Annotated in this window: 23 protein-coding genes; 14 read left to right on the top strand and 9 right to left on the bottom strand. The window is 66.4% G+C overall.

What is annotated here, in order from left to right:
* Positions 1–3 precede the first annotated feature (3 nt).
* The gene (locus tag STE01S_RS14895; RefSeq protein ID WP_062769068.1) at positions 4–1,152 is read left to right on the top strand and encodes a GNAT family N-acetyltransferase; all 1,149 of its coding nucleotides are present in this window, start codon (positions 4–6) and stop codon (positions 1,150–1,152) included.
* 4 nt (positions 1,153–1,156) lie between these two features.
* On the opposite strand, the gene STE01S_RS14890 is transcribed toward STE01S_RS14895, so the two are convergent.
* Positions 1,157–1,471: an SEL1-like repeat protein gene (locus STE01S_RS14890; protein ID WP_058810989.1), complete on the bottom strand. Its 315-nt coding sequence runs from the start codon at positions 1,469–1,471 to the stop codon at positions 1,157–1,159.
* Positions 1,472–1,613: 142 nt separating this feature from the next.
* Positions 1,614–2,453 (bottom strand): pantoate--beta-alanine ligase, encoded by an 840-nt coding sequence (panC, locus tag STE01S_RS14885; protein ID WP_062769065.1) that lies wholly within the window; start codon positions 2,451–2,453, stop codon positions 1,614–1,616.
* A gap of 84 nt (positions 2,454–2,537) precedes the next feature.
* Between panC and STE01S_RS14880 the strand changes: the two genes are divergently transcribed.
* The 6 genes from STE01S_RS14880 (at position 2,538) to STE01S_RS14855 (ending at position 8,313) form a co-directional block, all read left to right on the top strand.
* Positions 2,538–3,347 (top strand): division plane positioning ATPase MipZ, encoded by an 810-nt coding sequence (locus STE01S_RS14880; RefSeq protein WP_062769196.1) that lies wholly within the window; start codon positions 2,538–2,540, stop codon positions 3,345–3,347.
* Positions 3,348–3,372: 25 nt separating this feature from the next.
* Positions 3,373–4,767, top strand: a complete 1,395-nt coding sequence (pgmG, locus tag STE01S_RS14875; RefSeq protein ID WP_040590214.1) for a phosphoglucomutase/phosphomannomutase PgmG — start codon at positions 3,373–3,375, stop codon at positions 4,765–4,767.
* Positions 4,768–5,010: 243 nt separating this feature from the next.
* Positions 5,011–5,823, top strand: a complete 813-nt coding sequence (gene lptB, locus STE01S_RS14870) for an LPS export ABC transporter ATP-binding protein (protein WP_003046761.1) — start codon at positions 5,011–5,013, stop codon at positions 5,821–5,823.
* Positions 5,824–5,837: 14 nt separating this feature from the next.
* Positions 5,838–7,292, top strand: a complete 1,455-nt coding sequence (rpoN, locus tag STE01S_RS14865) for an RNA polymerase factor sigma-54 (protein WP_062769062.1) — start codon at positions 5,838–5,840, stop codon at positions 7,290–7,292.
* 192 nt (positions 7,293–7,484) lie between these two features.
* Positions 7,485–7,610, top strand: a complete 126-nt coding sequence (gene ykgO / locus STE01S_RS14860) for a type B 50S ribosomal protein L36 (RefSeq protein ID WP_003046794.1) — start codon at positions 7,485–7,487, stop codon at positions 7,608–7,610.
* Between the two features lie 94 nt (positions 7,611–7,704).
* On the top strand, positions 7,705–8,313 hold the full coding sequence (locus tag STE01S_RS14855) for an HAD family hydrolase (RefSeq protein WP_062769059.1): 609 nt from the start codon (positions 7,705–7,707) through the stop codon (positions 8,311–8,313).
* Between the two features lie 88 nt (positions 8,314–8,401).
* Here the strand turns inward: STE01S_RS14855 and STE01S_RS14850 are convergent, their stop codons facing one another.
* Positions 8,402–10,558, bottom strand: a complete 2,157-nt coding sequence (locus STE01S_RS14850) for a S9 family peptidase (protein WP_255265971.1) — start codon at positions 10,556–10,558, stop codon at positions 8,402–8,404.
* 70 nt (positions 10,559–10,628) lie between these two features.
* Between STE01S_RS14850 and STE01S_RS14845 the strand changes: the two genes are divergently transcribed.
* The 6 genes from STE01S_RS14845 (at position 10,629) to STE01S_RS14820 (ending at position 15,638) form a co-directional block, all read left to right on the top strand.
* Positions 10,629–12,455: an aminopeptidase P family protein gene (locus STE01S_RS14845; protein WP_062769056.1), complete on the top strand. Its 1,827-nt coding sequence runs from the start codon at positions 10,629–10,631 to the stop codon at positions 12,453–12,455.
* A gap of 10 nt (positions 12,456–12,465) precedes the next feature.
* The gene (locus STE01S_RS14840) at positions 12,466–12,927 is read left to right on the top strand and encodes an acyl-CoA thioesterase (protein WP_062769053.1); all 462 of its coding nucleotides are present in this window, start codon (positions 12,466–12,468) and stop codon (positions 12,925–12,927) included.
* Between the two features lie 275 nt (positions 12,928–13,202).
* The gene (locus STE01S_RS14835; RefSeq protein WP_255265970.1) at positions 13,203–13,667 is read left to right on the top strand and encodes a hypothetical protein; all 465 of its coding nucleotides are present in this window, start codon (positions 13,203–13,205) and stop codon (positions 13,665–13,667) included.
* Between the two features lie 26 nt (positions 13,668–13,693).
* On the top strand, positions 13,694–14,644 hold the full coding sequence (ribD, locus tag STE01S_RS14830; protein WP_062769190.1) for a bifunctional diaminohydroxyphosphoribosylaminopyrimidine deaminase/5-amino-6-(5-phosphoribosylamino)uracil reductase RibD: 951 nt from the start codon (positions 13,694–13,696) through the stop codon (positions 14,642–14,644).
* Between the two features lie 8 nt (positions 14,645–14,652).
* Positions 14,653–15,279 (top strand): riboflavin synthase, encoded by a 627-nt coding sequence (locus STE01S_RS14825; protein WP_062769187.1) that lies wholly within the window; start codon positions 14,653–14,655, stop codon positions 15,277–15,279.
* Positions 15,276–15,638, top strand: coding sequence for a hypothetical protein (locus STE01S_RS14820; protein ID WP_062769047.1), 363 nt, complete (start codon positions 15,276–15,278; stop codon positions 15,636–15,638). The genes STE01S_RS14825 and STE01S_RS14820 overlap by 4 nt, the downstream gene beginning before the upstream one ends.
* A 9-nt stretch (positions 15,639–15,647) precedes the next feature.
* Here STE01S_RS14820 and STE01S_RS14815 read toward each other — a convergent pair whose 3' ends face one another.
* The 6 genes from STE01S_RS14815 to STE01S_RS14790 all read right to left on the bottom strand — a co-directional run bounded on the left by STE01S_RS14815 (position 15,648) and on the right by STE01S_RS14790 (position 20,509).
* Positions 15,648–16,118, bottom strand: coding sequence for an MmcB family DNA repair protein (locus STE01S_RS14815; RefSeq protein WP_003046818.1), 471 nt, complete (start codon positions 16,116–16,118; stop codon positions 15,648–15,650).
* Positions 16,119–16,131: 13 nt separating this feature from the next.
* A complete protein-coding gene (gene ssb / locus STE01S_RS14810; RefSeq protein WP_003046820.1) occupies positions 16,132–16,677 on the bottom strand; it encodes a single-stranded DNA-binding protein in 546 nt (181 codons plus the stop codon).
* Between the two features lie 31 nt (positions 16,678–16,708).
* Positions 16,709–18,580 carry a ferrous iron transporter B gene (feoB, locus tag STE01S_RS14805; RefSeq protein ID WP_058810979.1) on the bottom strand — a complete coding sequence of 624 codons (1,872 nt, stop codon included), beginning with the start codon at positions 18,578–18,580 and terminating at the stop codon, positions 16,709–16,711.
* Positions 18,577–18,828, bottom strand: coding sequence for a FeoA family protein (locus STE01S_RS14800; protein ID WP_003046824.1), 252 nt, complete (start codon positions 18,826–18,828; stop codon positions 18,577–18,579). Before STE01S_RS14800 ends, feoB begins: the two co-directional genes overlap by 4 nt.
* Positions 18,829–18,890: 62 nt before the next feature.
* Complete coding sequence (locus STE01S_RS14795) at positions 18,891–19,577, bottom strand: COQ9 family protein (RefSeq protein WP_120694199.1); 687 nt, start codon at positions 19,575–19,577, stop codon at positions 18,891–18,893.
* Entirely contained in the window at positions 19,577–20,509 is a 933-nt protein-coding gene (locus STE01S_RS14790; RefSeq protein WP_062769044.1) for a DMT family transporter, read from the bottom strand. Before STE01S_RS14790 ends, STE01S_RS14795 begins: the two co-directional genes overlap by 1 nt.
* 111 nt (positions 20,510–20,620) lie before the next feature.
* Here STE01S_RS14790 and STE01S_RS14785 point away from each other — a divergent pair, with 111 nt between their 5' ends.
* Positions 20,621–21,706 carry an alkene reductase gene (locus tag STE01S_RS14785; RefSeq protein WP_003046829.1) on the top strand — a complete coding sequence of 362 codons (1,086 nt, stop codon included), beginning with the start codon at positions 20,621–20,623 and terminating at the stop codon, positions 21,704–21,706.
* Positions 21,707–21,779 lie beyond the last annotated feature (73 nt).

Raw genomic sequence — 21,779 nt, 5'->3', positions numbered from 1 at the left:
ATCGTGGCCGAGGCAGACCCGCCCGCCCGCACCCTGTCGCTCGGCACCGGCGTCGCCGCGGTCGAGGCGGCGGCGTGGGACGCGCTGGCAGGCGGCGGCAATCCCTTCGTCGGCCATGCCTTTCTGGCGCTGCTCGAAGAATCGGGGAGCGTCGGGCCGGGAACCGGATGGCAGCCCGCGCCCTTGCTGGTCGAGGATGGCGCGGGCCAGCTCGTCGCCGCGGCGCCCGCCTATCTGAAGACGCACAGTCAGGGCGAATATGTCTTCGACCATATATGGGCCGACGCGTGGGAGCGCGCCGGGGGCGCCTATTATCCCAAGCTTCAGATCGCGGTGCCCTTTACCCCGGTACCCGGACCGCGGCTGCTCGCGGCCGAGATCGACGATGCGACGCTGCTGCTGCGCGCGGCCGAGGCGGTGGTCCGGCAGAACGACCTGTCGTCGGCGCATGCGACCTTTGTTGCGCCCGAACAGATGCCGCTGTTCGAGGCGGCGGGCTGGCTGCTCCGCCGCGACATCCAATTCCATTTCGCCAATCGCGGCTATCGCGATTTCGACGATTTCCTCGCCACGCTGACCTCGGCAAAGCGCAAGCAGCTTCGCAAGGAACGCGCGCGTGCGGTCCAGGGTCTGCGAATCGAGGATGTCAGCGGCGACGCGATCCGCCCCGAACATTGGGACGCGATGTGGGCCTTTTATCAAGACACCGGCGCACGCAAATGGGGACATCCCTATCTGACCCGCGCGGCATTCGACATGATCGGTGCGCGCATGGCCGACAAGGTGTTGCTGAGCATCGCGTGGCAGGACGGGCGGCCGGTGGCGGGCGCGATGCACCTGATCGGCGCCGACACGCTTTATGGCCGCTATTGGGGATGCCTGATCGACATTCCCTATCTGCATTTCGAGCTATGCTATTATCGCGCCATCGACCTTGCGATCGCGCGCGGTCTCGCGCGAGTCGAGGCCGGCGCACAGGGCGGGCACAAGCTGGCCCGCGGCTATGCCCCCGTTGCGACCTGGTCGGCGCATTTCATCGCCGATCCGGGATTCCGCCGCGCGGTCGCGGACTTTCTGGAACGCGAACGGGCGGCCGAGGAATCCGAAATGCAATGGCTGGAAGGACAGATGCCGTTCCGACGGAGCGGCTGAGGAATCAGGCGGCGTAGCGACGGGCGGCCGGGCGGCGGGCGGTTTCGTCGAGCCATGCGCGCGCTTGGCGCTGCGCCTCGGCGATCTCGTCGCGGCTCATTTCGGCCGAAACGTCGGCGCGGCACTGCTGGCCTTCGATATTGCCGCCGAGCGCCGAAAGATTGAACCATTTATGCGCCTGGATCAGATCGACTTCGACACCGCCGGTGCCGGTCGAGAAGGCCACGCCAAGGTCGAAATAGGCACTGGCATCACCGCGCGCCGCATCGAGCAGCCGGCTTTCGATCAGATACTGGGCAGACTTCAGACTGTTAGCCATGATAACCCCCTGTCGTCTCCACCCCACATGGAGACTTCGGGGTCAAACCTTGCGGCTTATGGTCAACAAAGCGTTAACGGCGCGGTGATTTTTTTGGGGATAAGCGGCGCAAACGACAGAAATCCGCCAATTTTTCGCTTGATCAATCGACCGCATAATTGTCGATCAGGCGCGTTTTCCCCATCCGCGCCGCCGCCAGAAGACGTGCCGGCGCGCGGAATATCGTCAATCTTTCGAGGCTGTCGGCGTCGGCGAGCGCGACATAATCGACGCTGTCGAACCCGCCCGCGATGATTGCCGCCTCGGCATCGGCGAGCGTTTCGGCGACATCGGCGCCGCCCGCGATTGCCGCCACGGCGGCCTTGAGCGCGTCCGGAAGGGCCGCCGCGGCGGCGCGCTGTTCGGGCGACAGATAGGCGTTGCGCGACGACAGCGCGAGCCCGTCGCCATCGCGCGCGATCGGCGCGCCCAATATATCGAGCGCGAAATCGAGATCGCGCGCCATGCGGCGGATGATCGCCAGCTGCTGCCAATCCTTTTCGCCGAAGATGGCGACGTCGGGGCGCACCTGGTTGAACAATTTGGCGACGACGGTTGCGACGCCGTCGAAATGCCCCGGCCGCGCCGCGCCGCAATAGTCGGCGCCGAGTTCGGCCACCTCGATATGCGTGGCATGGCCGCCCGGATACATGGTCGCGACATCGGGCGCCCAGAGCAGCGCCACGCCTTCCTCGACCAGCAGCGCGGCGTCGCGCGCCTCGTCGCGCGGATAGGCGGCATAATCCTCGTTCGGCCCGAACTGGGTCGGGTTGACGAAGATCGACACCACGACATGGTCGGCAACGCGGCGGCCCATGCGGACGAGCGACAGATGCCCGGCGTGCAGCGCGCCCATCGTCGGCACCAGCGCGACGCTCTTGCCGCCCTGCTTCAGCGCCGCGACCGCGCGGTGGAGCGTGGCGATGTCACGGATGATTTGCACGCTTGCCCTGCCTCCGATATTGGCGGCGCCAATACGCCCTTCATGCGGCCGCCATGCCGCGCCAACAGGAAAATCGCAACGGTCATGACGAAAGCCCCACCGCACCGGATCATCTTCGCCAATGAAAAGGGCGGCACGGGCAAATCGACCTGCGCGGTGCATTTCGCGGTCGCGCTGGCGAGCCAGGGCTGGCGCGTCGCGGGGATCGACCTCGACCCGCGCCAGCGCACCTTTCACCGCTATCTCGAAAACCGCACCAACACCGCCAAGCGCCGCGGGATCGACCTGCCGATGCCACAGTTCGAGGTGTTCGAAGGCTCGACCGTCGAGGAACTCGACGAACAGGTTGCGCGGCTGGCCGACGGGGTCGATTATTTCGTCGCCGACACGCCCGGCCGCGACGATGTGTTCGCCCGCCACCTTGCCACCACCGCCGATACGCTCGTCACCCCGATCAACGACAGCTTCATCGATTTCGACCTCATCGGTCAGGTCGACCCCGAGAGTTTTCAGGTCACCCGCCCCAGCTTCTATTCCGAACTGATCTGGGACACGCGCAAGGCGCGGGCGAAAAGCGACGGGCGGACGATCGACTGGATCATCCTGCGCAACCGTCTGCAGCATGTCGACGCGCACAATATGCGCCGCGTTGGCGAAGCGCTGAACCAATTGTCGCGGCGCGTCGGCTTTCGCGTCATTCCGGGGCTGGGCGAGCGCGTGATCTATCGCGAGTTGTTCCCGGCCGGCCTCACCCTGCTCGACAAGGCGCATCTCGGCGGCATGGGGATCGGCCATGTCGTCGCGCGGCAGGAATTGCGCGAGGCGATGGCGGGGCTCAACCTGCCGCAGCGCGAACGGCTCCACCCCGACGGCGACCTGTTCGCCGTCGCCTGACCCTCCATCCTCCCGAGAGGCATCCATGACCCATCGATTCCACCCGACCATGCTGCGCGAATATGACATTCGCGGGGTGGTTGGCGACACGCTGTCCGATGCGGACGCCCATGCCATCGGGCGCAGCTTCGCGACGCTGATCGCACGTGCCGGCGGCAAGCGGGTGGCGGTCGGTTACGACGGGCGGCTGTCGTCGCCGATGCTCGCCGACGCGCTGATCGCCGGGATCAATGCCGCGGGCATCGACGCGCTCAATGTCGGGCTGGGGCCGACGCCGATGCTCTATTATGCCGCATCAACCGAAGATGTGGACGGCGGCATACAGATAACCGGCAGCCACAACCCCCCCGACTATAATGGCTTCAAGATGGTGTTTCAGGGCCGCCCCTTCTTCGGCGCCGATATCCAGCGGATCGGCGAAATGGCCGCCGCGGGCGACTGGGAAGCCGTCAACCCGGGAGGAGAAGGCACGGCGCAGAGCATCGATATCGTCGATGCCTATGTCGACCGGCTGGTCCAAGGGTTCGCCGGCGGCGCCTTCCGCATCGGCTGGGATGCGGGCAACGGCGCCGCGGGCACGGTGATCGAAAAGCTCACCGCGCGCCTGCCCGGCGAACATCATCTCCTCTACACCGATATCGACGGCCATTTTCCGAACCACCATCCCGATCCCACCGAGGAAAAGAACCTCGCCGACCTGAAGGCGCTCGTCGCCGCGAAGAAGCTCGACTTCGGCGTCGCATTCGACGGAGATGGCGACCGCATCGGCGCGATCGACGGCGAAGGCCGGGTGATCTGGGGCGACCAGCTGCTGCAGATCTATGCCGCCGCAGTGCTGAAGGAACGGCCGGGGGCGACGGTGATCGCCGATGTGAAGGCCAGTCAGGCGCTGTTCGACCGGGTCGCCGAACTCGGCGGCAAGCCGCTGATGTGGAAGACCGGACACAGCCTGATCAAGGCAAAGATGAAGGAAACCGGCAGCCCGCTGGCCGGCGAGATGAGCGGGCATATCTTCTTCGCCGACCATTATTACGGCTATGACGACGCGCCCTACGCGGCGGTCCGGCTGATCGAGGCGGCGACGAAGCTCGGCAAGAGCGTCACCCAATTGCGCGGCGAAATGCCCGCGATGGTCAACACCCCCGAACTGCGCTTCCAGGTCGACGAGGTGCGCAAATTCGCCATTGTGGACGAGGTTCTGGCGCGGCTGACCGCGGCGGGCGCAACGGTCGACCGCACCGACGGCGCGCGCGTGCTGACCGACGACGGCTGGTGGCTGCTGCGCGCATCGAACACGCAGGACGTTCTCGTCGCCCGCGCCGAGGCGAAGGATGAGGCGGCGCTTGCGCGGCTGATGGCGGCGATCGACGATCAGCTTGCGGCGTCGGGCGTCGTGCGCGGGCCGCAGGCGGCGCATTGATTATGGCGCGTGTCCCCGCGAAGGCGGGGATCCATCTCCCGCCAGTGCCAGTTTGAACCGGTCGGAGATGGGCACCCGCCTTCGCGGGTGCACACGCTCCTTTTAGCACCCGACCTTTTTATCGCCCTGATGGCTTCTCCATTTATCCCTGCAAAAATCTTGCCAGATTGACCTCCGCCGCGTCGCTGGGGTAACGCGCGCATGGGGGCAGCGACAGGAACCCAGAACGGAACCGAAGATCCTATGACCGATCAATCCACCGCCGGCACGCTTTCCGACACCGATCACGGCGTCGCCGAGCATACCGCGCACGTCCAGCAGGACGCGGCGGCGGGCAACGGGCTGGCGGTTATTTCGATCGCCAAAAGCTATGACAAGCGCACCGTCCTGTCGGACGTGTCGCTGTCGGTCGCCAAGGGCGAGGTCGTCGGCCTGCTCGGCCCCAATGGCGCGGGCAAGACGACCTGCTTCTATTCGATCATGGGGCTGGTCAAGCCCGACGCCGGACGCATCATGCTCGACGGCGCCGACATCACCGCGCTGCCCATGTATCGCCGCGCGATCCTGGGCCTTGGCTATCTGCCGCAGGAAACCTCGATCTTTCGCGGGATGACGGTCGAACAGAATATCGCCGCGGTGCTCGAACTCGCCGAACCCGACAAGATCGCGCGCCAGCAGCGGCTCGACGAGCTGCTCGACGAATTCGGCCTGACCCGGCTGCGCAGCGCGGCGGCGATGGCGCTGTCGGGCGGCGAGCGGCGACGCGCCGAAATCGCGCGCGCGCTCGCGGCGAACCCGTCGATCATGCTGCTCGACGAACCCTTCGCCGGCATCGACCCCATTTCGATCAGCGATATCCGCGACCTTGTCGCCGACCTCAAGACACGCGGCATCGGCGTGCTGATCACCGACCATAATGTGCGCGAGACGCTGGACCTCGTCGACCGCGCCTGCATCATCTACGACGGCAAGGTGCTGCTTGCCGGATCGCCCGCCGAGCTGGTGGCCGACCCAGAGGTCCGCCGCCTGTATCTTGGCGAGGGCTTTTCGCTTTGATGCGGTAGTCGCCGATGGCGTTGGGTCCACGCCTCGATTTACGCCAGTCGCAATCGCTGGTGATGACGCCGCAGCTGCAGCAGGCGATCAAGCTGCTCGCGCTGTCGAACCTCGAACTCGAAGCCTATCTGGCCGAGGCGCTCGAAGGCAATCCGCTGCTCGATGCGACGCCGGGCGACCGCGAACCCGGCGATGACGAGGGGGGCGACGAAGCGCCGCCGTCCGACGGCCCGCCCGCCGACACCGACCTGGCGCTGTCGTCCGAAGCGGGTACCGCCGACGATCTCGACGTCGATTTTGCCGAGGAACGGTTCCACCACGACAGCGCGAGCGATTCGGTGGGGCTGTCGGGCGACGGCGAGGGCATCGATTTCGACAGCTTCGCGGGCGACGACGGCACGCTTTACGACCATCTGCTCGCCCAGGTCGGCGAGCGATTCTCGGGCATCGAGGCGATGGTCGCCGAACAGATCGTCGCGCTGATCGACGAGGCGGGCTATCTGCGCGCCGATCTCGCCGAGCTGGCGCAGCGGCTCGGCGTGCCGCTCGCGCTGGTCGAGGCCGTGCTCGCGGGCGTCCAGAGCTTCGACCCTTCAGGCGTCGGCGGCCGCGACCTCGCCGAATGTATCGCGATCCAGGCGCGCGAGGCCGACCGCTACGATCCCGCGATGGCGACGATGATCGCGCATCTCGACCTAGTGGCGAAGGGCGCTTTCCCGCAGCTCAAGCGCATCTGCGGCGTCGATGACGAGGATCTGGCCGACATGATCCGCGAACTGCGCGGCTATGACCCCAAGCCCGGCCTGCGCTTCGGCGGCACCGCGACGCAGGCGGTGGTGCCCGACCTTTATGTCCGCCAGACCGCGAAGGGCTGGGCGGTCGAGGTGAACAGCGGCACGCTTCCGCGGTTGCTCGTCAATCGCCGCTATTACACCGAACTGGCAAAGGATGCCGCGGCCAAGAGCAAGGCGTGGCTGTCCGAACAGCTCGCGGGCGCCAACTGGCTGGTGCGCGCGCTCGACCAGCGCCAGCGCACGATCGTCAAGGTCGCGAGCGAGATTGTGAAGCAGCAAGAGGGCTTTTTCCTCCACGGCGTCGCGCATATGCGCCCGCTGACGCTGCGCCAGGTGGCCGAGGCGATCGGGATGCACGAATCGACCGTCAGCCGCGTCACCAGCAACAAATATCTGTCGTGCGCACGCGGCCTGTTCGAACTCAAATATTTCTTCTCGTCGGGGATTTCGGCGACCGAGGGCGACGGCGCGGTGTCGGCCGAGGCGGTGAAGAGCCGGATCAAGGCGATGATCGAGGCCGAGGATCCCAAGGCGATCCTGTCCGACGAGACGATCGCGCAGAAGCTGTCGGCCGAAGGCCACGACATCGCGCGGCGCACCGTGGTCAAATATCGCGAGGCAATGGGCTATGGCTCGTCGGTGCAACGGCGACGGCAGAAGGCGCTCGCGGGATAAAACTGTCGTCACCCCGTACCCTTCGACAAGCTCAGGACAGACTTGATCCGGGGTCCACGACTTCGGCGCGGCAATGGATTCCGGATCAAGTCCGGAATGACGAAATAAGGGTGGGACCCGGTTGACTTTTCACCCGCTTCCCCATAGTTGCGCCGCTTCGCGTAACAACGCCAAGATTTACGGAACAGACCAATGAAGATTCGCAACAGCCTGAAGTCGCTGAAGGACCGCCACCGGGATAACCGCGTTATCCGTCGTCGTGGCCGCACCTATGTGATCAACAAGACCAACCGCCGCTTCAAGGCGCGCCAAGGCTAAACGCCTTGCCGGGACCGCGTGTCCCCGCGCATTTGCGAGTAAGCGTAACGCCGTCGGATGCTTCCGGCGGCGCTTTCGCGTGTCCGGAGCAGCCATGATTCGCCAGAGCGTCATTTTCGATGTCGGCCGCGTCCTGTTCGACTGGGACCTGCGCTATCTGTTCGCCAAGCTGATCGACGATGCGGGCGAGCTCGAATGGTTCGTGACCAACGTCGTCACGCCGCAGTGGCATTTCCAGCACGACGCGGGGCGGCCGCTCGCCGAAATGCTGCCCGAGCTGAAGGCCGAATATCCGGCGCATGCGACGCTGATCGACGCCTATGCGGCGCGCTTCAACGAGACGATTCCGGGGCCGATGCCCGGCAGCCTCGAACTGGTCGAGCGGCTCGACGCGGCGGGAGTTCCGCTATTCGCTATCACCAATTTTGGGCATGAATTCTGGGAGGGCTTCCGCCCGACCCAGCCAGTGTTCGACCGCTTCCGCGATATTATCGTCTCGGGTACCGAGAAGCTGATGAAGCCCGATCCCGCGATCTATCGCCTCGCCATCGAACGATTCGGCATCGATCCCGCTGGCGCCCTCTTCATCGACGACGTCGCGCACAATATCGCGGGCGCCGAATCGGTCGGGATCGCGGGGCACCGGTTCGTCGATGCGGCGGCGCTGGAGCGCGAGTTGGTGGCGCGGGGCTATCTGGCATAACCATTCGTCATCCCCGCGAAGGCGGGGATCCAGCTTTCAACGGCGCGAGCTGGATCCCCGCCTTCGCGGGGATGACGAATAGGGGTTCCTACTTCTCCACCCCCAACTGCGTCAGCACGAAGGCATATTCCTCGGCATCTTCGTGGAGCGCGCCCCAGCGGCCCGATTTGCCGCCGTGGCCCGCGCCCATGTTGGTGCGCAGCAGCAGCGTCGCGTCGTTCGTCCGCGTCGCGCGGAGCTTGGCGACCCATTTGGCGGGTTCCCAATAGGTCACGCGCGGGTCATTGAGCCCCGCCGACACCAGCATCGGCGGATAGGCCTTTGCGGTGACATTGTCGTAGGGGCTGTAGCTCAGCATATAGTCGAACGCGGCCTTGTCGGTGATCGGGTTGCCCCATTCGGGCCATTCGCCGGGGGTCAGCGGCAGCGTTTCGTCGACCATCGTGTTGATCACATCGACGAAGGGGACGCCCGCAAGCACCGCGCCCCACAGCTCGGGCGCCTCGTTATAGATCACGCCCATCACCTGCCCGCCCGCCGAGCGGCCCTCGACCGAAATCTTGCCAGCGCTGGTGTATTTCTTCGCGATCAACCCGCGCGCGACGTCGATGAAGTCGTTGAACGTGTTTTTACGCTCGGTCGTCTTGCCTGCGAGATACCAGCCGCGGCCCAGATCGTCGCCGCCGCGGACATGCGCGATCGCATAGATCATGCCGCGATCGACGAGGCTGAGCCGCGTCGTCGAAAAGCCCGGCGGGACGCGATAGCCGTAAGACCCATAGGCATAGAGATGCATCGGCGCGCTGCCGTCGAGCTTGGTGCCCTTTTTGTAGACGAGCGAGGCGGGGATCAGTGTCTTGCCGTCGCGGCTCGGAAGATTAACCCTTTCGGTTACATATTGCGTGGCATCGTAACCCGAAGGGATTTCCTGCACCTTCAGCGTTTCGAGCGTTCCGCTCGCCAGATCATAATCATAGACGGTGTCGGGCGTGACCATCGATTCATAATCGAGCCGCAGCTTGTCCTGATGATATTCGGGATTGTCGCCGAGGCCCGCCACATAAGTCGCCTCGGGAAATTTGATCCGGCCGGGGGTCAGCGGCGCGTCATAGCGGCGGACATCGACCTGATCGAGCCCGTCCTCGCGCGCTTCGATGACGAAATAGTCGCGGAATATCGACAGACCGGTGATGTAACTATGGTCCGATCCGGGGATCAGCGTGGTCCACTTGCCCGGATCCTTCACGCTCGCGGTGGCGATGCGGAAGTTGGGATGCTCGTCATTGGTGTGGATATAGAGCGTGCCGTCGCGCTCATCGACGCTGTACTCGCGGCCCTTCTGGCGCGCCGAGACGAGCTGCATCGGCGCTTCCGGGTTATCGGCGGGGAGAAGATAGACCTCGCTCGTCTCGTTATCGCCCGTCGCGATCACGATATAATTGTCGGCGGCGGTCTTGCCGATCCCGACCCCGAAGCCGATGTCGGGCTCCTTGTAGAGCAGCTTGTCGTCGGCGACGGGGGTGCCGAGCTTGTGCAGCCGGACATTGTCGGTGCGCCAATTCTCGTTCGCGAGGCCATAGAGGATCGCGTCATTCCCCGACGTCCAGACGAGCGAGGACAGCGTTCCGGGGATAACGTCGGGCAGTTGTTCGCCCGTTTCCAGATTGCGCACGCGCGCCTCGAAGCGTTCGGAGCCATTGTCGTCGAACGAATAGGCCATCAGCCTGCCGTCGGGGCTGATCGACAGTTCGGCGAGGCGGAAATATTCCTTGCCCTCCGCCATCGCGACCTCGTCGAGGATCAGCTGGGTCTCGCCCATGCCGGACGCGGGCTTGCGATACCATTTCTTATATTCGGCGCCCTCTTCATATTCGACCCAATAGAGCCAGTCGCCGTCCTTCTGGGGCACCGACGAATCGGCTTCCTTGATCCGCCCCTTCATCTCCTGAAACAACGTCTCGACCAGCTGGGCGTGCGGTTTCATCGCGGCATCGAAATAGGCGTTTTCGGCCTTCACATAATCGAGGATGTCCGCGTCATCGATCACCGGATAGCTCTGGTCGCGGAGCCAGAAATAGGGATCGGACAGCGTCTTGCCGTGCAGCGTGACTTGGTGCGGCCGCTTGTCGGCGACCGGAGCGGCGGGGCTGGTGGTCAATATCGTCTCTTTCTCTTCGGCGAACGCGCTGCCGGACGCGACAAGCGGGGTGGTAATTGCGGCCAGAAACATCCAAATAGCGCGCATCAAGAAAACCCCCGCAGCATCGCCCCGATCGGGCAGGAATTGGCTGCGATGTAGGAACAAGGAACAGCGCATGTCCACCCCCGACCATGCAGATCGCCTCGCCCGCCTGCGCGCCGAACTCGCGCGCCGCGGCCTCGACGGCTTTGTCGTGCCGATCAGCGACGAGCATATGAGCGAATATGTCGGCGCCTATGCGCAGCGCATGGCGTGGCTGACCGGCTTCGGCGGATCGGCCGGAACCGCCGCGGTGCTGCCGGCGAAGGCGGCGGTGTTCGTCGACGGCCGCTATACGGTGCAGGTGCGCGACCAGGTCGACGGATCGCTTTACGATTATGTCGGAGTGCCGCAGTCTAGCGTCGCCGAATGGCTGGGCGCCAATGTCAGCGCCGGGCAGAAGATCGGCTATGATCCGTGGTTGCACGGCATCGACTGGGCGCGCGGCCTGGCGGCGGCGCTGACCGCGAAGGGCGCCAGCCTGATTGCGGTCGACACCAACCCCATCGACGCGGTGTGGGACGACCAGCCCGCGCCGAGCGCCGCGCCGATCGCGGTCTATGATACCGAGCAGGCGGGGCAGTCAGCGGCCGACAAGCGCGGCGTGATCGCCGACTGGCTGAAGGCGCAGGGGCTCGACACCACGGTGATGACCGCGCTCGATTCGATCGCCTGGACCTTCAACATCCGCGGTGAAGACGTCAGCCACACGCCCGTCGGGCTTGCCTTTGCTCTGCTCCATGACGACGCCACCGCCGACCTGTTCGTTGCGCCCGAAAAGATCACCGACGCAGTGCGCGCGCATCTCGGCAACAGCGTGCGCATCCACGACCGCACCGCCTTCGAGCCTGCGCTCGCGGCGCTGGCGGGCAAGCGTGTCGCGGTCGATCCCGACCGCGCGGTCGCGGCGATCTTTACCGCGCTCGAAGGTGCGGGCGCAAAGATCGCGCGCCACCGCGACCCGGCGGTGCTGCCCAAGGCGATCAAGAACAGCGCCGAGCTTGCCGGGACCCGCGCCGCGCATGTCCGCGACGGCGTCGCGGTCGCGCGCTTCCTCAAATGGATGGAAGAGGTCGCGCCGCAGGGCGGGCTCGACGAACTCGGCGCGGCGGCGAAATTGCGCGCCTTTCGCGACGAAAGCGGCGTTTTGAAGGATCTGTCCTTCGATACCATCTCGGCCGCCGGTCCTAACGGCGCACTGCCGCATTACAAGGTCGATGAAACGACCAATCGCGCGATCGAGACGGGCACGCTCTATCTCGTCGATTCGGGCGGGCAATATGCCGACGGCACGACCGACATCACGCGCACCATCGCGATCGGCGAACCCAGCGCCGAAATGCGCCGCCGCTTCACGCAGGTGCTGAAAGGGCATATCGCGCTCGCAACCGCGCGCTTTCCCAAGGGCACGCGCGGCAGCCAGCTCGACATTCTGGCGCGGCAATATCTGTGGGCCGACGGGGTAGATTATGCGCATGGCACCGGCCACGGCGTCGGCGCCTATCTGGCGGTTCACGAAGGGCCGCAGCGCATCGCCAAGCCCGCCGGCGGACAGGCGGGGACCGAGGAGCCGCTGCATGCGGGCATGATCCTGTCGAACGAGCCCGGCTATTACAAGGCCGGCCATTTCGGCATCCGCATCGAGAATCTGGTGGTGGTCGAACCCGTCCGGATCGAGGGGGCCGAGGAGGATATGCTGGGCTTTGAAACGATCACCTTCGCGCCGATCGCGCGCAACCTGATCGTCGGGGCGATGCTGTCGCCCGCCGAAGCCGACTGGCTCGACGCCTATCATGCCGAGGTGGTAGAGAAGCTGTCGCCCGGGATGGTCGCGGCCGACCGCGAATGGCTGGCCGCCGCCTGCGCGCCGATCGATCGCGGCGTCGCCGCGCTCGCGGCCTGAGGAGCGCGGCATGGATCAGGCCAACTGGGCTGTCCCGCGCGACGATTTTCGCGTCCAGCAGGATGTGCGCGTCCGCTTCAACGAGATCGACGGCCAGAATATCGTCTTCAGCGGCAATTATCTGATTTACGCCGACATCGGGGTGACCGAATATTTTCGCGCGCTGGGCGAAGGACAGCCGGGGCCCTATTTTCACCAATATGGTACAGATATCCGCGAAGTGCATAGCGAAATCGACTATCACGCACCGGCGCGGCTCGACGAGTTGATCACCATCGCGGCGCGCGTCAGCCACTTCGGGCGGACGAGTTTCACGCTGCATTGTGCGATATTCCGCGGCGCCGAACGGCTGACCGATATCGAGATCAGCTACGCGCATCTCGACCTAGACACGGGCAAGCCGACCGCGCTTCCGGGCAGCTTTATCGCCGAAGTCCGGCGATTCGAAACCCGCTTGCCCATTCAGGATTAAGGTAGGCGATTCGCGCCAAACGCCGCCGATTCGCGTTTCTCCACCAAAAAGGTCGAAAAAAAGGGCCGCCCGAGGGCGACCCTTGAAAGTTTTTGGGAGAGGATGCCTAAAAGGCAAGTGTGATATTGCACTGCACAATTGATTGTGCAACTGCGAAATGAGCATCCGGCATTGCAAAAATTGCAATCATTGGCATCGATAGCATGCAAAGCATGCAATCCCTTCCGCGCGCGCACCCCCTCGCAAATGGGCGCGACATCGCCTAGATTGGCGCCATGTCTATGCTCAAAAATTGGGATGTCGGCGGCGGCCTGTCGGATTTCTGGGCCTATATCCGCGAACCGCGCCCGCACCGCTGGACGGTGTGGGGCCTCGCGATCGTGCTGCCGCTGCTGATCTTCTACGGCTTTTCCAAATATCTTGTGCCCTATGAAAGACCCAAGCCGCAGATCATCTATTTCGAAAACTGGAAGGCCGACCGCAGCGAAGCGGAGATACGCGCCGACTGGGTGGCGCGCGCCAAGGAAACGACGCGCGCCAACGCCAAGCGCCGCGCCGAATTCCAGCGGCTCGCGGACATGATGGGGGTCGAGTATGACGCCAGCGAAGCCGAGAAGGTGACGCGCGAGACGCTGGGCAAGGAAGCCGACGCCATCGAAAAGAAACCCGAGCCGCCAAAGCGCTCGACGCTCGCCGAGCGTGCGGCGCGCGGCGCGGCGGCGCCCGCGGCCCAGCCCTGACCCCGGTGCGCGCCGACGCCGACTGGATGGCCGCGGCGATCGCGCTGTCGCAGCGCGGTCGCCCCCAGGCCGTCCCCAACCCCAATGTCGGCTGCCTGATCGTCAAGGACGGCCGCGTAGTCGCGCGCGGCTGGACGCAGGCGGGCGGCCGGCCGCACGCCGAAGCGATGGCACTGGCGGCGGCGGGCGACGCCGCGCACGGCGCAACCGCCTATGTCAGTCTGGAACCCTGCGCCCATGCGAGCGCCCGCGGCCCGTGCTGCGCCGACTTGCTGATCGCCGCGGGCGTCGCACGCGTCGTTGTCGCCGCGCAGGATCCCGATCCGCGCACCGACGGACAGGGCATCGCCCGGCTGCGCGCGGCCGGAATAGCGGTCGAGACCGGCCTGCTTTCCGGCGAAGCGCAGGCGGCGATGGCCCCCTGGTGGTCACGCGCGACGCGCGGCCAGCCGTTCGTCACGCTGAAACTCGCGACCTCGCTCGACGGCTGCATCGCGATGGCCGACGGGTCGAGCCGCTGGATCACCGGCGCCCCTGCCCGCGCGCACGCGCATCTCGAACGCGCGCGGCATGGCGCGATCCTGGTCGGGCGCGGTACCTTCGCGGCCGACGCGCCGACACTCGACGTCCGCCTGCCCGGACTTGCGTCGCGGAGCCCGCAGCGCCTGCTCCTGACGCACGGCGATGCCCCCGACGGCTGGACCGCGCTCGCGGCGCCGGACGCTGTGGATGCGCTGCCGATCGATTCGCTGCTCGTCGAGGGCGGCGCCGGGGCCGCGGCCGCCTTTCTTGCCGCCGACCGCGTCGACCGGCTGCTTCTCTATCGCGCGCCGATCCTGATCGGCGCCGGCCGCCGCGCGCTTGGCGACATCGGCCTCGGCGATCTGGCGGGCGCGCACGGGCGCTGGCGCCCGGCCGACAGCCGGATGCTTGGCAGCGACCGGATCGACGTCTACGAGCGCATCAGGAAGGAATGACCGCTCCCATGTTTACCGGCATCATCACCGACATCGGCACCATCCGCAGCCGCGAGGATCGCGGCGACACGCGCCTCGTCATCGGCACCGGCTATGACGTCGACACGATCGACCTGGGCGCCTCGATTGCCTGTTCGGGCGCGTGCCTGACCGTCGTCGATAAGGGCGTCGATGACGGCAGCAACGGTCCCGGCGGCTGGTTCGCGATCGACGCAAGCGGCGAAACGCTCGCGCGCACCGCGCCGGGCATGTGGGACGCGGGGCGCCGCCTGAACCTGGAGCGCGCGCTGCGCGTCGGCGACGAACTGGGCGGACATATCGTGACGGGACATGTCGATGCGGTCGGCCGGATCGTCGCGGTCGATCCCGTCGGCGACAGCGTCAAATTGACCGTCGAGGCACCTGCATCGCTCGCGCCGCATATTGCGCCCAAGGGATCGATCACGCTCGACGGCATATCGCTGACCGTGAACGACGTCAGCGATCAGCCGGACGGTACCGCGCATTTCACGCTGAACATCATCCCGCACACGCAGGAGATGACGACGCTGAACGAAGTCGCGGTGGGGCGTCCGGTCAATCTGGAGATCGACGTCCTCGCGCGTTATCTGGCGCGGATGCAGGCGCGCGGATGAGCGACCCGCGCCGCAAGGCGATCGTCCGGCTGCGCATCGCGATCTGGGCCTGCGCCATCCTGTTGTTCGCGATCCAGTTCGTCCATCACGAAATCGGCCTGTTCCTGCCCGCGATGGCGCTCGCACTCGTGCTGCTCGCCGCAGCGGTCCAGCATGTCGAAACGCGCTTGCAGCGGCCGGCCAAAAGCTATGCCCGGGTGGGCATCGCATCGGCCGCGGCGGCGCTGCTGTTCATCGCGCTGCCCGCCTATTGGCACGGCATCATGTGGATCGGTGCGCTGCTTTGGGTCGGCTTTACCGCCGCGGGGCTTGCCTGGTGCATCCAATATGAGCGCACCGAGCCGCTCGACCGCCCCTGAAACAGGCCGTCAGCGCTCGGCCCAGCCGGCCGCGATTTCGGGATCGGCGGCGATCATCGAACGGCGCATCGCGAGCCGGCCGATCCGCAGCAGTTCGGCCTTGCGCCGCGCGGGCGCGAGGTTGCAGCTCGCGGCCTCGCGCACCACGGCGGCGCCATAGCGGTCAGCGACGATCAGGCCCGAGGTTTCGGGGCGATAGCCCTCGGTCTCGAGGATCGCAGGATCGAGGCCCGACGCGAGCGCCCAATAGAAGCGGTCGCACCAGTCGCAATAGTCGGGCCATTTGCCGTCACCGTGCAGATCGGCGCGGCTGACCTTGATCTCGACGATTGTGATATGGCCCTTCGCGTCGATCGCGGTGAGGTCGGTACGGCGGCCGTTGGGGAGCGTCACCTCGGGGATCGCGACGAGCCCCTGCTGCGCGAACAGCCGGCACACGCCGCGCGCGACGTCCGCGGCGGTCAGCAGGTCACTCGCCATGGCTCAGAAATCCTCAGAAGGGGACGTCGTCGTCCAGATCGTCGTCGAACGGCGGACGGCCGCCGCCCGAGCCGCCACCGCCACCCTGGTTCCAGCCACCGCCCGAGCCGCCGCCGGGCGCGGCGCCACCCTGATCCCAGCCGCCGCCCGATCCGCCGCCCTGCGACCAGCTATCGCCGCCGCGCGAGCCGCCACCGCCGCCGCCAGGCGCACCGTCGAGCATGGTCAACGTGCCGCCCATGCCCGCAATCACGACTTCGGTCGTGTAGCGGTCGTTGCCGTCACGGTCCTGCCACTTGCGGGTGCGCAAAGACCCTTCGATATAAACCTTCGAGCCTTTTTTAAGGTAGCGCTCGACGACGCCGACGAGGCCGTCGCCGTTGATGACGACATTGTGCCATTCGGTGCGCTCCTTGCGCTCGCCGGTCATGCGGTCCTTCCACTGTTCGGAGGTCGCGATGCGGATATTGGCAATCTTGCCGCCGTTCTGGAACGACTTGATTTCGGGATCGGCGCCCAGATTGCCGATCAGAATAACTTTGTTGACGCTGCCAGCCATGCCGCTCCGCTCCGCTTGAATGTTGGAAGGATCAGCCTAGTCCAAAGGCAACGGCTGTCCAGTAGGTGATACCTGCCGCGGCATAGGCGAGCGCGAACAAATAGCCAACCATGAAGAGCGGCCATCTCCATCCATTGGTCTCGCGCCGGGTGATCGCGATCGTCGAGATACATTGCGGGGCAAAGACGAACCAGGCGAGGAAGGCGAGCGCGGTCGCGATGCTCCAGCGGCCCTGAAGCCGCTCGCTGAGCGATTGCGCGACGGCGTCCTCGTCATCGCCCGCGTCGATCGCATTAGCGGTTGCGAGCGCCGAGACGGCCACCTCGCGCGCCGCCATCGCAGGGATCAGCGCGAGCGCGATGTCGTGGTTGAAGCCGATCGGCTTCACCACGACTTCCAGCCCGCTCGCGATGCGGCCGGCGATACTGTAATCGACCTGGCGGACGTCGCCGCCCGCCGGCGCCTGCGGATAGCTGAGCAGCAGCCACAGCACCGCAGTGGTCGCTGCGATGATCGTGCCGGCGCGGCGCAGGAAGATCCACGCGCGCTGCCACAGCGCGATGCCGACATCGCGCAGCCGCGGCCATTGATAGCGCGGCATTTCCATCATGAAGCCCGCCGCATTGCCCTTTGTTACCGACCGCCGCAGCACGAAGGCGACGACCAGCGCGCCGACGATGCCCGACACATAGAGGCCGAACAGCACGAGTCCCTGCAGGCCAACGGGCGATCCGCCGACGCTGCGGTTCGGGATGAAGGCGCCGATGATCAGCGTGTACACGGGCAGCCGCGCCGAACAGGTCATCAGCGGCGCGATCAGGATCGTCGTCAGCCGGTCCTTCGCATCGGGAATCGCACGCGTCGCCATGATGCCGGGAACCGCGCAGGCGAAGCTGGAAAGCAGCGGGATGAACCCGCGTCCCGACAAGCCGACCTTTGCCATGATCCCGTCCATCAGGAAGGCGGCGCGAGTCATATAGCCCGAGGCTTCAAGCAACAGGATGAAGAGGAAGAGAATCAGGATCTGCGGCAGGAAGACGACGACCGCGCCGACGCCGGCGAGCAGTCCTTCGACCACCAGCCCGCGCAGGAAGCCTGCGGCCATATGATCGCTCGCCAGCGCCTGCAGCGCGGCGATGCCGTCCTCGATCCAGGCGATCGGTGCTTCGGACCAGGCATAGACCGCCTGGAACATCACGAACATCAGCGCGAGCAGGATCAGCAGCCCGAAGACCGGATGGAGCGCGACCGCATCGACGCGCTGCGTCCAGCGGCGCACCGGCGTTTCGGCGAGCGTCGCGGCGCGCGCGATGGCGCGGGCGCGCTGGTGCAGCGCGGTGTCGCCGGGCGGCGGCGCAGGCTGGTCGGTCGCCGACAGGCCGTGCGAGAGGATCGCGCCATCGACCGCCGCAAGCAGTTCGGTCAGGCCGCGCTTGCGCACCGCAACGGTGGGCACCACCGGCACGCCGAGTTCGGCGGCGAGCCGGTCGGGATCGAGCGTCAGCCCGTCGCGCTCCGCCAGGTCGAGCATGTTGAGCGCGACGACGGTCGGCAGGCCGAGCGCGATCAGTTCGAGCGCGAAGCAGAGATGATTGTCGAGGTTCGCCGCGTCGACGACGACGATCAGCGCGTCGGGGCGCTTCTCGCCCGTCTGGCGGCCGAGCACGACATCGCGCGTCACCGCTTCGTCGGGGCTGGCGGGCGACAGGCTGTAGCTGCCCGGCAGATCGACCAGCGCCAGCGGCCGGCCGTCGGCAAAGCTCGCATGGCCCGATTTGCGTTCGACTGTGACGCCCGGATAATTGGCGATCTTCTGCCGCGCGCCGGTCAGCGCGTTGAACAGGCTCGATTTGCCGGCGTTCGGATTGCCGACCAGCGCGATCGTGGGTGCGGGACCGGTCATGTCGTCGCCGGTTCGACCTCTATGGCGGCGGCCTGCTTGCTGCGGATGATGACTTTCATCCGCCCGATCGTCAGCGCGAGCGGATCGCGCGAGAACAGGCTCCCGCGATGCAGCGGGGTGACTTCGCTCCCCTCCAGCAAGCCGAATTCGCGCAGCCGGCGCCCTTCGTCGTGCGACATCGACGTCCAGTCGATGCGCGCGATGCGCACCGCGATGCCAAGCGGGGAGGAATCGAGCTTCGCGATCATTTGCGAGCGATTATCAATAACAGCAGCGAAGCGCCAGCCCCAATTTTGCCGGCGCCGCCCCCTCAGCGTCCCGGGTAGCGCAGCCGCCCCACGAAGCGCGCGAGGCTGGGCCGTTCGATGCGGTGCGCAGCGCGGCGGTGCTTCCACGCTTCGAAGCGCATCACATTGTCGATCCGCCGCGCAAGGAAGGCACGCGTTTCGGCAAAATTTTCGCTCTCGTCGTTGAGGAAGACCGCCATCGTCGATCCATAGACTCCGGTGAGGATCGCGCGCTTGCTGTAGTGATTATAGTCGGTCGCGGTGTCGCCCGCGAGGCGCCACATCAGGTCGGCGGCGCGCCAGCCGAGCCTGGCCGCGTGCGGCGCATTGCCCGGCAGCGCGAGCAAGGCCAGCGCGCGGCGCAGCGATTCGCGGTTGGCGGCAAGCAGGTCGATCCGCGTTTCGACGAGCCGGGTGATGCGTTCGCGAATCTTCATCGTCGCGAGCGCCTCCGCCGGACAGCACTCCGCCATCGCGGTATCGATCGTAGCAAACCAGGCATCGACCATGTCGCGCGCGCCGCCGGGAAAGGCGAGCCGCGCAACGTCGCGGTCGATCCCGAGCGCGTCCGCGGCTTCGTCGAGCGTGGTGGCCGTGAAGCCGTCGAAGGCAGCGGAAGCCGCGACGAGCGGCGCCAGCGCGGCGCGAATCTCGTCGAGCGTCGGATCGGCGGGCAGGGTTGCGGCGGACGGATGCTGGGCCATGACCATCAGATAGGCGCCGCGCGGCGGCTCGGCAACCGAATCAGCACCAGCGCCGCAGCGACCATCGCGCCGCCGAACAATTCCATAACGCTGAGCGTCTCGCCGAAGATCAGCCACCCCGCGGTCGCCGCAACCACCGGCTGGACGAGCAAGGTCAGGCCGACGACGAGCGGCGAGAAACGCGGCAGTGCCCAGATGAGCAGCCCCTGCCCGACCAGCTGGCTCATCAGCGCCAGCACGATCAGCGGTGTCCAGTTGTGCGGCAGAATCGCTTCGCCGAACAGCAGCGCGGTGCCGAGCAGCACCGGAATGCCCGCCGCGGAGGATATGGCGAGCGCCGACCAAGGGCCGATGTCGCCGCGCACCCGCTGCATCATCAGCACATAGCCCGTATAGAGCGCCCCCGCGAGCAGGCTGAGCAGATCGCCGACCAGATAGGCCGCCGACGCCTCGTAGCTTTGCCCCATCAGCAGCGCCGACCCCGCGAAGGCGAGCAGCACCGCCACCGCCTGCCACCCGCGCGGCAGGGTGCGCGCGACCGCAATCCCCCACAGCACGAGGAGCAGGCTGGCGCTGTTGCCGAACAGCGTCGCATTGGCCACCTTGGTTTGAAGGATGCCGAGGTGCCAGGCGGCAAGGTCGAGCGCGAAGAAGAGCCCCGCCCCCGCCGCCACCGTCAGGGCGCCGCGCGGCGGCAGGCGGCCGCCCGTTTCGCGCCGCATCAGCAGCGCGAGCAGCGGCAGCGCGAGCGCGAGCCGCCAGAAGGCCGCGGCCACGGGGCCGGTATCGGCGAAGCGCACCACCATCGCGGTCAGCGACAGCGCCAGATTGCCGCCGACAAGCGCGGCAAAGGCCCAGCGGTTCACCGTGGCGGCGACCGGCTTGGCCACCGGATCGACCGGCGAAACGGTGGGCGGGCTGATTGGCTTGTTGCTCATTTAGATTTTCTTTTGCTACCCACCATTGTGCAGCGGCCGCCGCATCCATAGCTTCGGTGGCCATAGCGGCGACAGCACGGGCCGTCGCCGGTAAAGTGAAAGGTGGAATCTATGCCCGCATCGCTTCTCGACCCGATCAAGCTTGGCGCGATCGACGCGCCCAACCGCATCCTCATGGCGCCGCTGACGCGCGGCCGTGCCGGCCCCGGCTTCGTCCCCAACGAACTTGCGGTTGAATATTATCGCCAGCGCGCCTCGGCCGGGCTGATCATCTCCGAAGCGACGGGAATTTCGCAGGAAGGGCTCGGCTGGCCGTCGGCGCCGGGGCTGTGGACCGACGCGCAGGTCGAAGGCTGGAAGCCCGTCACCGAGGCGGTCCATGCCGCGGGCGGCCGCATCGTCGCGCAGCTGTGGCACATGGGCCGGCTCGTCCATTCGGTGTTCAACGACGGCAAGCAGCCGGTGTCGGCTTCGGCAACGAAGGGCGAAGGCCGCGCGCATACGCCGGTCGGGCGGCTCGAGCTCGAAGAAGCACGCCCGCTGCGCCTCGACGAGATTCCGCGCGTGATCGCCGACTATGTCGCGGCTGCCGAAAATGCGAAGCGCGCCGGGTTCGACGGGGTGCAACTGCACGGCGCCAACGGCTATCTGATCGACCAGTTCCTGCGCGACGGCACCAATTTGCGCGACGATGATTATGGCGGTCCGGTCGAAAACCGCATCCGTCTGCTCCGCGAAGTGACCGAAGCGCTGATCGGCGTGTGGGGCAAGGATCGCGTCGCGGTGCGCCTGTCGCCCAATGGCGAGACGCAGGGTGTCGATGACAGCGCGCCCGAAATACTGTTCCCCGCCGCCGCCGCGGCGCTCGACGCGCTGGGCATCGCTTTCCTCGAACTGCGCGAGCCCGGCCCCGACGGTACCTTCGGCAAGACCGACGTGCCAAAGCAGTCGCCGGCGATCCGTCAGGTGTTCAAGGGGCCGCTGGTGCTCAACAGCGATTATGACGTGGCGAAAGCCGAAGCCGATCTGGCGAGCGGCCTTGCCGATGCGATCAGCTTCGGGCGGCCGTTCATCGGCAACCCGGATCTGGTCGAACGCATCCGCACCGGCGCGGCCTGGGCCGCCGACAATCCGCAGAGCTGGTATTCGCCGGGGCCCGAGGGCTATATCGATTATCCGGCGCTGGTTGACGCCTGAGCTGATGATCCTCCCTGTCGCGTTGCGATGGGGAGGTGGCAGCCCGCAGGGCTGACGGAGGGGCTGAGACCTA

Origin of the sequence: Sphingopyxis terrae subsp. terrae NBRC 15098, assembly GCF_001598815.1 — a bacterium.
GTDB classification, from domain to species: Bacteria; Pseudomonadota; Alphaproteobacteria; order Sphingomonadales; family Sphingomonadaceae; genus Sphingopyxis; species Sphingopyxis terrae.
This window is presented reverse-complemented; position numbering and strand designations above follow the sequence as displayed.

Coding starts and splice junctions, on each gene's coding strand:
- STE01S_RS14845 (WP_062769056.1), top strand. CDS start 10,629: ATGTCCACCCCCGACCATGCAGATCGCCTCGCCCGCCTGCGCGCCGAA.
- STE01S_RS14835 (WP_255265970.1), top strand. CDS start 13,203: ATGTCTATGCTCAAAAATTGGGATGTCGGCGGCGGCCTGTCGGATTTC.
- rpoN (WP_062769062.1), top strand. CDS start 5,838: ATGGCGTTGGGTCCACGCCTCGATTTACGCCAGTCGCAATCGCTGGTG.
- STE01S_RS14855 (WP_062769059.1), top strand. CDS start 7,705: ATGATTCGCCAGAGCGTCATTTTCGATGTCGGCCGCGTCCTGTTCGAC.
- STE01S_RS14880 (WP_062769196.1), top strand. CDS start 2,538: ATGACGAAAGCCCCACCGCACCGGATCATCTTCGCCAATGAAAAGGGC.
- feoB (WP_058810979.1), bottom strand. CDS start 18,580: ATGACCGGTCCCGCACCCACGATCGCGCTGGTCGGCAATCCGAACGCC.
- STE01S_RS14790 (WP_062769044.1), bottom strand. CDS start 20,509: ATGAGCAACAAGCCAATCAGCCCGCCCACCGTTTCGCCGGTCGATCCG.
- STE01S_RS14825 (WP_062769187.1), top strand. CDS start 14,653: ATGTTTACCGGCATCATCACCGACATCGGCACCATCCGCAGCCGCGAG.
- lptB (WP_003046761.1), top strand. CDS start 5,011: ATGACCGATCAATCCACCGCCGGCACGCTTTCCGACACCGATCACGGC.
- STE01S_RS14815 (WP_003046818.1), bottom strand. CDS start 16,118: ATGGCGAGTGACCTGCTGACCGCCGCGGACGTCGCGCGCGGCGTGTGC.
- pgmG (WP_040590214.1), top strand. CDS start 3,373: ATGACCCATCGATTCCACCCGACCATGCTGCGCGAATATGACATTCGC.
- ribD (WP_062769190.1), top strand. CDS start 13,694: ATGGCCGCGGCGATCGCGCTGTCGCAGCGCGGTCGCCCCCAGGCCGTC.
- STE01S_RS14850 (WP_255265971.1), bottom strand. CDS start 10,558: ATGCGCGCTATTTGGATGTTTCTGGCCGCAATTACCACCCCGCTTGTC.
- STE01S_RS14800 (WP_003046824.1), bottom strand. CDS start 18,828: ATGATCGCGAAGCTCGATTCCTCCCCGCTTGGCATCGCGGTGCGCATC.
- ssb (WP_003046820.1), bottom strand. CDS start 16,677: ATGGCTGGCAGCGTCAACAAAGTTATTCTGATCGGCAATCTGGGCGCC.
- ykgO (WP_003046794.1), top strand. CDS start 7,485: ATGAAGATTCGCAACAGCCTGAAGTCGCTGAAGGACCGCCACCGGGAT.
- STE01S_RS14840 (WP_062769053.1), top strand. CDS start 12,466: ATGGATCAGGCCAACTGGGCTGTCCCGCGCGACGATTTTCGCGTCCAG.
- STE01S_RS14890 (WP_058810989.1), bottom strand. CDS start 1,471: ATGGCTAACAGTCTGAAGTCTGCCCAGTATCTGATCGAAAGCCGGCTG.
- STE01S_RS14785 (WP_003046829.1), top strand. CDS start 20,621: ATGCCCGCATCGCTTCTCGACCCGATCAAGCTTGGCGCGATCGACGCG.
- STE01S_RS14795 (WP_120694199.1), bottom strand. CDS start 19,577: ATGGTCATGGCCCAGCATCCGTCCGCCGCAACCCTGCCCGCCGATCCG.
- STE01S_RS14820 (WP_062769047.1), top strand. CDS start 15,276: ATGAGCGACCCGCGCCGCAAGGCGATCGTCCGGCTGCGCATCGCGATC.